Source organism: Streptomyces sp. WAC 04229, assembly GCF_003947455.1.
Taxonomy (GTDB): Bacteria; Actinomycetota; Actinomycetes; order Streptomycetales; family Streptomycetaceae; genus Streptomyces.
On sequence record NZ_QHJH01000082.1, the window covers coordinates 21,015 to 29,705 of the forward strand.

The 8,691-nt window shown below is 70.3% G+C and carries 7 protein-coding genes; 2 read left to right on the forward strand and 5 right to left on the reverse strand.

Annotation, left to right across the window (positions count from 1 at the left end; translation table 11 throughout):
* Positions 1-4: 4 nt before the first annotated feature.
* Entirely contained in the window at positions 5-3,040 is a 3,036-nt protein-coding gene (locus DMH12_RS21740; RefSeq protein ID WP_125493173.1) for an NACHT domain-containing NTPase, read from the forward strand.
* A gap of 71 nt (positions 3,041-3,111) precedes the next feature.
* On the opposite strand, the gene DMH12_RS21745 is transcribed toward DMH12_RS21740, so the two are convergent.
* Positions 3,112-5,637: an ATP-dependent Clp protease ATP-binding subunit gene (locus tag DMH12_RS21745; protein ID WP_125493174.1), complete on the reverse strand. Its 2,526-nt coding sequence runs from the start codon at positions 5,635-5,637 to the stop codon at positions 3,112-3,114.
* 430 nt (positions 5,638-6,067) lie between these two features.
* Between DMH12_RS21745 and DMH12_RS21755 the strand changes: the two genes are divergently transcribed.
* Positions 6,068-6,736: an SCO3374 family protein gene (locus DMH12_RS21755; RefSeq protein ID WP_221763136.1), complete on the forward strand. Its 669-nt coding sequence runs from the start codon at positions 6,068-6,070 to the stop codon at positions 6,734-6,736.
* A gap of 44 nt (positions 6,737-6,780) precedes the next feature.
* On the opposite strand, the gene DMH12_RS21760 is transcribed toward DMH12_RS21755, so the two are convergent.
* The 4 genes from DMH12_RS21760 to DMH12_RS21775 all read right to left on the reverse strand — a co-directional run bounded on the left by DMH12_RS21760 (position 6,781) and on the right by DMH12_RS21775 (position 8,516).
* The gene (locus tag DMH12_RS21760) at positions 6,781-7,116 is read right to left on the reverse strand and encodes an Lsr2 family protein (RefSeq protein WP_125493176.1); all 336 of its coding nucleotides are present in this window, start codon (positions 7,114-7,116) and stop codon (positions 6,781-6,783) included.
* A 205-nt stretch (positions 7,117-7,321) separates the two neighbouring features.
* Positions 7,322-7,831: an amino-acid N-acetyltransferase gene (locus DMH12_RS21765; protein WP_125493177.1), complete on the reverse strand. Its 510-nt coding sequence runs from the start codon at positions 7,829-7,831 to the stop codon at positions 7,322-7,324.
* A gap of 9 nt (positions 7,832-7,840) precedes the next feature.
* A complete protein-coding gene (locus DMH12_RS21770; RefSeq protein ID WP_122616865.1) occupies positions 7,841-8,239 on the reverse strand; it encodes a BlaI/MecI/CopY family transcriptional regulator in 399 nt (132 codons plus the stop codon).
* Positions 8,240-8,372: 133 nt separating this feature from the next.
* Positions 8,373-8,516, reverse strand: coding sequence for a hypothetical protein (locus tag DMH12_RS21775; RefSeq protein WP_125493178.1), 144 nt, complete (start codon positions 8,514-8,516; stop codon positions 8,373-8,375).
* Between the last annotated feature and the right edge of the window lie 175 nt (positions 8,517-8,691).

Sequence of the window (8,691 nt, forward strand, 5' to 3'; positions counted from 1 at the left end):
GCAGGTGGAACCGACCGTACTCGGCGGAAAGCTGGCGTCCAGCCTGGTCGCCCCGCTGGTGAAGAAGCTCTTCGTGACCGGCGGCCCCGGCGCCGCACTGGTCGACCGGCCGGTCCGGCTGACCGGCCTGGTGTCCTTCAGGGGCGAGCAGCGCACCCTCGGTGAGAAGGAGGTGCGCGGGCTCGCGGGGCGGCTGGTCGGCGACGCCCTGGACTCCCCCGGCGAACGCCCCTTCCCGCGCGACGAGGAGACCGCCGTCGCCGACGCCCTGGCCGCGCGGCTGCTGGCCCTCGGCGACCTGGACATGGACGACGTCCAGGCGGTGCGGCTGGGGCACCGGGAACTCGCCGCCCGGCTGCGGACCGCCGCCGGGCCCCGGGACGGCCTCTCCGCAGACGCGGGCCACTTCCTCGACTCGGCGACGGAGTGGGCCTGCCTGCACATCCTGGAGTTCTTCACCCGGCGCTCCACCTTCGTCGCCCGGACACTCGTGGAACAGACCCGCGGCCAGGCGGAGCTGATCGCCAAGGTCGACGAGCTGATCACCCGCGTCCCGCGCCCGGACGCCCGGGACACGGCGTTCGAGCGCCGATATCTGCCGTACGCGGCCGAGCAGTACAACCACATCACCATCTACGGCATCGACCTGCGCGACTCCCCCGACAGGTGGCCGCTGGAGGTCGCCTACCTGAGCCTGGAGGCGACCGGCGAGGAGGTACACGCCGCCGCCCTGCCCGGGGAGCGCACCGACCCGGAGCGCACCGTCCGGCTCCCCGCCGAGGACGCCCTGCGCACCCACGACCGGGTGCTGCTGCGCGGCGACGCCGGCTCCGGCAAGACGACCCTCGTGCAGTGGCTGGCGGTCACCGCCGCCCGGGACGGCGACCGGGTCCCGTACGTGCTGCCGCTGCGCACCCTGATCCGCTCGGGCACGCTGCCGGCGCCCACCGCCTTCCTCACGGCCGTGGGATGCCCGCTCACCCCGCCCGAGGGCTGGGCCGAGCGTGTGCTGACGGCCGGCCGGGCCCTGGTCCTCGTCGACGGCCTGGACGAGATACCCGCCGCCGAACGGCACCGCACCCGCGACTGGCTCCTCGCCCTGATCCGCGCCTACCCCGGCAACCGCTGGCTGCTCACCTCCCGTCCCAGCGCCGTACGCCCCGACTGGCTGGCCGGCGAGGGCTTCCGGGAGCTGGCCCTGACCCCGATGCGCCGGGCCGACGTCACGACCTTCGTGCGCCGCTGGCACACGGCCGCGCGCGCCCCCGAGTACGAGGCCCTGCTGCTCGACTCCCTGCACACCAAGCGCGACCTGGCCCGCCTCGCCACCAATCCCCTGATGTGCGGCCTGATCTGCGCCTTGCACCGGGAGCGGCGGGGTTATCTCCCCACCGGCCGGAAGGAGCTGTACGACGCCGCCCTCACGATGCTGCTCGCCCGCCGGGACCGGGAGCGGGGCATGGAAGCCGTGGACCTGGGCGAGGAGGCCCAACTGGAGCTGCTCCAGCGGCTCGCGTACGCGCTGGTGCTCAGCGGGCGCACGGAGATGGACGTCGCCACGGCCGAGTCCATCGTGGAGCGCGCGCTGCCGTCGGTCGCCTCGGCGGCGGGACGGGGCGACGCGGCGACGGTCCTGCGGGCCCTGTTGCTGCGCAGCGGGCTGCTCCGGCGGCCCGCCGAGGGCAGTCTGGACTTCGTCCACCGCACCTTCCAGGACTACCTGGGCGCCCGGTACGCGGTGGAGGAGGGCCACCTGGACGTCATCGCGGCCCGTGCGGCCGACACCCACTGGGAAGACGTCGTCCGCATGGCGGTGGCCCACGCCAGGCCCGGGGAGCGGGCGGTGCTGCTGCGCCGGCTGCTCGCCGAGGACTCCCCGCGGCTCACGTTGCTGGCCCTGGCGTGCCTGGAACATGCCACGGCGCTGGACCCGGGGGTGCGCGCGGAGGTGGAGGCGCGGGCGGGGAAACTGATTCCGCCGCGGTCGAAGGACGACGCCAAGGCCCTGGCGGAGGCCGGACCACTGGTCCTGGAACTGCTCCCCGGCCCGGAGGGGCTGACGGACACGGACGCCCACGGCGTGACGATCACGGCATCGCTGCTGGCGGCGACCGAGCCGGACGGCGCGCTGGCGGTGCTGCGACGGTTCCGCGAACATCCCGCCCTCGATGTGCGACGGCAACTCGTCGGAACCTGGCATCGGTTCGACGAGCGCCGGTACGCCCTCGAAGTACTCGATCATCTCGACCGGAACGAGCTGGTCCTGACATGCGGGACCGAGGCTCAGCGCGCAACGATGCCGCTGATGGATCCCTGGCCCCGGCTGACGTTTGACGGAGCGCACCGGGCTGCCGAGATCGTCGGCTGCGTGCCGGACACCGATGCGGTGGAACAACTGCAGCTTGCGAACAACACCGCGCTGACCGAGCTGGGCGACCTGGCCGTCTTCGCACGCCTGCGGAGCCTGCTGGTGCACTGCGGGTCGGCGCGAGGGCTGGACCGGCTGGCGAGCCTTCCACTCGCGGACCTCCTGCTCATCCAGGCGGCCGACCTCACCGGTCTGTCGGACCTGACCTCAGTCCAACGGCTGACCGTGACGCAGAAACTCCCCGGCACGCGGCTGACGGATTCCCTGCCCACCGGGGCTTCCCTGAGGTACCTCCACCTCGGTGACGAGGCGACCGCCGGCACCGGGCTGCGAGGGCTCTCCCACTGGGACACCCTGAAGGCCGTATACCTGGCCACGAAGGCCCCGCTCACCGGCGAGGACTGGTCGGAGGTCGCGGGTCTGCCGCGGGTCACCGTCCTGCTCCTGGACCGGTCCCTGCTCCTGGACGGCCTCGGACCGATGCCGGCCCTCCCGGGCATCGTCAGCCTCAGCCTCAGGGCCTTGCGGGGAGACGAGGACCTCTCGGTCCTCCCCGCCCGCCTGCCCGACGTGCGCCATGTGTCCCTCGCTGCCGCCCCCGGCCGAGCTCTCGACCTCGGCAGGGCCACGGCCCTCTTCCCCGGCGCCGAGGTGCGGGCCGAGCTGGGCTGACAGCACGCGAAAGGGGCTGCCCCAGGACCGAAGTCCCGGTGCAGCCCCTCTCCTGGCTCACCCCGGGAGGGCTACGCCTCCTTGCTCAGGTTCGGCCCCGCGCCGCCGGCCGCCTGCTCGATCGGCGGGACGTCGGGCAGCGCCGACTTCTCCTCGCCGCGGAACGTGAAGGTCTGGGACTCGCCCTCGCCCTCCGTGTCCACGACCACGATGTGGCCCGGGCGCAGCTCGCCGAAGAGGATCTTCTCCGACAGCGAGTCCTCGACCTCGCGCTGGATCGTGCGACGCAGCGGACGCGCGCCCAGCACCGGGTCGTAGCCCTTCTTGGACAGCAGCTCCTTGGCGGACTGGGAGAGCTCGATGCCCATGTCCCGGTCCTTGAGGCGCTCGTCGACCTTGCCGATCATCAGGTCGACGATCCGCAGGATGTCGTCCTGGCTGAGCTGCGGGAAGACGACCACGTCGTCGACGCGGTTGAGGAACTCGGGCCGGAAGTGCTGCTTCAGCTCGTCCTGGACCTTGTTCTTCATGCGCTCGTAGTTGGTCTTCTTGTCACCCGCGGCGGCGAAGCCGAGGTTGAAGCCCTTGGAGATGTCCCGCGTGCCGAGGTTGGTCGTCATGATGATGACCGTGTTCTTGAAGTCCACGACCCGGCCCTGGGAGTCGGTCAGGCGACCGTCCTCCAGGATCTGCAGCAGCGAGTTGAAGATGTCCGGGTGGGCCTTCTCGACCTCGTCGAAGAGGACGACGGAGAACGGCTTGCGGCGGACCTTCTCGGTCAGCTGGCCGCCCTCTTCGTAGCCCACGTAGCCGGGGGGCGAACCGAAGAGACGCGACACCGTGTGCTTCTCGCTGAACTCCGACATGTCGAGGGAGATCAGCGCGTCCTCGTCACCGAAGAGGAACTCGGCGAGCGCCTTGGACAGCTCGGTCTTACCGACACCGGACGGACCGGCGAAGATGAACGAGCCACCCGGACGCTTCGGGTCCTTCAGGCCGGCGCGGGTACGGCGGATCGCCTTGGACAGCGCCTTGACGGCGTCGACCTGGCCGATGACCCGCTTGTGGAGCTCGTCCTCCATGCGCAGCAGGCGCGAGGACTCCTCCTCCGTGAGCTTGAAGACCGGGATGCCGGTGGCGGTCGCGAGGACCTCGGCGATCAGCTCGCCGTCGACCTCGGCGACGACGTCCATGTCGCCGGCCTTCCACTCCTTCTCGCGCTTGGCCTTCGCGGCGAGGAGCTGCTTCTCCTTGTCGCGCAGGGACGCGGCCTTCTCGAAGTCCTGCGAGTCGATCGCGGACTCCTTGTCGCGGCGGACGCCGGCGATCTTCTCGTCGAACTCGCGCAGGTCCGGCGGCGCGGTCATCCGGCGGATCCGCATCCGGGAGCCGGCCTCGTCGATCAGGTCGATCGCCTTGTCCGGAAGGAAGCGGTCCGAGATGTAGCGGTCGGCGAGCGTGGCCGCCTGCACCAGGGCCTCGTCCGTGATCGAGACGCGGTGGTGCGCCTCGTACCGGTCACGGAGGCCCTTGAGGATCTCGATCGTGTGCGGCAGCGACGGCTCCGCGACCTGGATGGGCTGGAAGCGGCGCTCCAGGGCCGCGTCCTTCTCCAGGTGCTTGCGGTACTCGTCCAGCGTGGTCGCACCGATGGTCTGCAGCTCACCGCGGGCCAGCATCGGCTTCAGGATCGACGCGGCGTCGATGGCGCCCTCGGCGGCACCCGCACCGACCAGCGTGTGCAGCTCGTCGATGAACAGGATGATGTCGCCGCGCGTGCGGATCTCCTTGAGCACCTTCTTCAGGCGCTCCTCGAAGTCACCGCGGTAGCGGGAGCCGGCGACCAGCGCGCCGAGGTCCAGGGTGTAGAGGTGCTTGTCCTTGAGGGTCTCGGGCACCTCGCCCTTGACGATGGCCTGCGCGAGGCCCTCGACGACGGCGGTCTTGCCGACGCCGGGCTCACCGATGAGCACCGGGTTGTTCTTGGTGCGGCGGGAGAGCACCTGCATGACCCGCTCGATCTCCTTCTCGCGCCCGATGACCGGGTCGAGCTTGGACTCACGAGCGGCCTGGGTGAGGTTCCGGCCGAACTGGTCGAGGACCAGGGACGTGGAGGGCGTGCCCTCCGCAGGACCGCCGGCGGTGGCGGTCTCCTTGCCCTGGTAACCGGAGAGCAGCTGGATGACCTGCTGCCGCACCCGGTTGAGATCGGCGCCCAGCTTGACCAGGACCTGGGCGGCGACGCCCTCGCCCTCACGGATCAGGCCGAGCAGGATGTGCTCCGTGCCGATGTAGTTGTGACCCAGCTGGAGGGCCTCGCGGAGCGACAGCTCCAGGACCTTCTTGGCACGGGGGGTGAAGGGAATGTGACCCGACGGGGCCTGCTGGCCCTGCCCGATGATCTCCTCCACCTGCTGGCGGACCGCCTCGAGCGAAATCCCGAGGCTCTCAAGGGCCTTGGCGGCGACACCCTCACCCTCGTGGATCAGGCCCAGGAGGATGTGCTCGGTGCCGATGTAGTTGTGGTTGAGCATCCGGGCTTCTTCCTGAGCCAGGACGACAACCCGCCGCGCGCGGTCGGTGAACCTCTCGAACATCGTTAATCGCTCCTCAGAGCGGTCAGGCAGTAAGGGGAACTTCCCCTCCCTGTCCTTCCGCAGCTTAGTCCCGCAAGCGGGGACCGCTCATTCCAACTGCCGACACCGTCGATGGCCTCCTGACCCCTGACGCCGACATCTGCCACAACCCGATGGTGCGAGACGATGTTCCCGCAGGCCAGGCACTTACCCCACTCGCCAGTACGCCGATGGCGAACGCGAGACGGCCCGATCTGCGTGTCGCCCCCTCCCACTAGGGATGTCTTACCCGCTGGGACTGACACTCCATGCCGCGTGCGCCGGTTCCCTCCGCTACGGGCGAACAACCTTGCACCTCCCCGCACCCCCGCACGCCCCCATTACCGGCACTCTGAGCAATCGTTCCGGCACCAAGCGTAACTCCGGCGTACTTTCGGCCGTTGCGCTTGGCATGGTTGGCGCCCCGCCCCCGGTACCCGTCGTCCCTCCGGCCGCTCCCGGCCCTCTGGTCCCACCCGTCCCCCCGGCTCCTGCCGCCGTGCCGCCGCCGCGCCGGTCGCCCGAGGCGGGCGGCACGCGGTGGGCCGGGCTGCGGTGGGAAGGGGTGCGGTCCTGGTACGAGGACGTGCTCGGGTGGCCGACGGTGCCCGGAGTACCGCCCCGGCTGCGCGTGGGCGTCCGCTTCGACGTCCTGGATGTCCCGGCCGAGGCCGGTCGCGCGGCGCTGGAGCGGCTCGGACCGACGGGCCCGGTGGCGCTCCGGGGCGAGCGGATGCTGCTGCTCGTGGCGGCGGGCGGCGCCGAGGAGGTGCCGGGGCTGCTGGAGTGGCTGGAGTGGGGGTCCCTGCCGCTCGGTCTGACCGCGGCGGGTACGGGCGCCCTCATGGACGCGCCCCTCGCGCCCCTCGCGCCCGCCACCGGCCCGGGGTCCGGCCGTGACGGGCCGCGGGGGGCCGCATTCTGGCTGCGGCCCCCGGAGCCGGGGTGCGAGGTGGAGAACTCGCTGCCGACGCTGTCGGTCCTCGGGGGCACCGGAAGCGCCCCGGATCTCGCACGGCTCGTCCGCACCCTGGCCACGCAGTGCCACCGGGTCCGGCTCGGCGCCGGGCGCGGCCGGTGACCGTGACACGGGCGATGACGCGTGCGGTGTCGCGGGCCGGGTGATCAGCCGTTGGCCTTCTCGTACGCCTCGCGGATGATCGCGGGAACACGGCCGCGGTCGTTGACCTCGTAGCCGTTCTCCTTTGCCCAGGCGCGGATCGCCGCGGTGTCCTGGCCGCCACCGGAAGAGGCGCGCGCCTTGCCGCGACCGCCCGAGGCACGGCCCCCGGTACGGCGGCCACCCTTGACGTAGGCGTCGAGAAGACCACGGAGCTTGTCCGCGTTGGCGGTGGTGAGGTCGATCTCGTACGTCTTGCCGTCGAGTGCGAACGTCACGGTCTCGTCTGCCTCGCCGCCGTCGAGGTCATCGACAAGAAGGACCTGAACCTTCTGTGCCACCGGATTTCCTTTCATCGATAACGTGAGGGCCGGAGGTCCGTCGGCGTCCGCCGTATCGCCGTCCCTTGTTATATGCAGTACTGCACTACGCCGGAAAGCAAACCGCTTTTGCGGGAAAAACACAAACCCCCGTCGGAGACCGGCGGCCCGACTCCGGGCCGGAAACATACGCGTTTCGGACATAGGGTCTGGCCCTGTCCGGCGATCACAGATGCAGAAGCATCCGACTGTTACCCAAGGTGTTCGGTTTCACTCGTTCGAGACCGAGGAACTCCGCAACGCCCTCGTCATAGGAACGCAGCAGCTCCGCGTAGACATCGGTGTCGACCGGCGTCTCCCCGATCTCCACGAAGCCGTGCTTGACGAAGAAGTCCACTTCGAAGGTCAGACAGAAAACGCGGCGAACACCGAGCCAGCGCGCCGTGTCCAGCAACTTCTCCAGCAAGTGATGCCCCACGCCGACCCCCTTCAGGCCCGGCTTCACCGCGAGAGTGCGCACTTCCGCGAGGTCTTCCCACATCACGTGCAGGGCACCGCAGCCGACCACCTCGGCGTTGTCGTCCCGTTCCGCGACCCAGAACTCCTGGATGCTCTCGTAAAGCGTCACCATCGCTTTGTCGAGCAGGATACGGTCGCGGACGTACGCGTCGAGGAGCCGGCGTACGTCCGGGACATCCCTGGTACGGGCCCGCCGGACGGTGATGGCATTTGACATGTGGGGACGCTATCGCTCGCCGCCGTCCGGTACCGAGCCGGGGTTGGGCGCGGGGGTTTCGGGTCCCTGCACGATGCGGATGGCGTCTCTGAGGGCCTGCCGCTGTTCCTCGCTCATCATGCCGAAGAAGGCGATGAGGGCGGCGGCGGGGTTGTCGCTCTGCGACCACGCGTCGTTCATCAGCGCGGCGGCGTAGGCGGCGCGGGTGGAGACCGCCTCATATCGATAGGCCCGGCCTTCCGACTCGCGGCGGACCCAGCCCTTCTGATGGAGATTGTCCAAAACGGTCATCACGGTGGTGTACGCGATGGACCGTTCCTGTTGGAGGTCTTCCAGGACTTCTCGAACGGTCACGGGGCGGTTCCACTTCCACACCCTCGTCATGACCGCGTCTTCGAGTTCTCCCAATGGGCGAGGCACGTTCCGAACGATAGTGGGAGATCTCGCCGACCGCGTGCCGGACGTGCTGTTCTGCTGGCAAACGGGCACGGAAAGGGCGTACGGCTCCCGTGGTCGTGCGGGAGCCGTACGCGCGGTGGGGTCAGCCTTCGGCGTGGGAGGACTGCTGCCGGGCGCCCTCCGCCCGGGCGAGGGCGGCGTCCACGGCCGCGTCCTCCTTGGCCTTGTTGGCACCGCCCTGGGTCTTCACGATCACCCGGATCAAGCCGATGAAGAACACGGCCATGACGGCCGGGCCATGGCCTCTGCGTCCCCGTCCCCGCGCCCCTCCGCCCCGTCGTCCTTGCCGTCTTGCTCGGTGGCCGTGTACAGCCACACCTGGAGACGCATGATCGTGATGACCCACGGCCGGGCCACCCAAGTCCACGAGTAAGCCGCCGACGACGCACCCCCCGCCCGCG

Bases quoted from the DNA above. Each gene is read 5' to 3' on its own strand.
- DMH12_RS21755 (WP_221763136.1), top strand. From the start codon at position 6,068: ATGGTTGGCGCCCCGCCCCCGGTACCCGTCGTCCCTCCGGCCGCTCCC.
- DMH12_RS21765 (WP_125493177.1), bottom strand. From the start codon at position 7,831: ATGTCAAATGCCATCACCGTCCGGCGGGCCCGTACCAGGGATGTCCCG.
- DMH12_RS21775 (WP_125493178.1), bottom strand. From the start codon at position 8,516: ATGGCCGTGTTCTTCATCGGCTTGATCCGGGTGATCGTGAAGACCCAG.
- DMH12_RS21745 (WP_125493174.1), bottom strand. From the start codon at position 5,637: ATGTTCGAGAGGTTCACCGACCGCGCGCGGCGGGTTGTCGTCCTGGCT.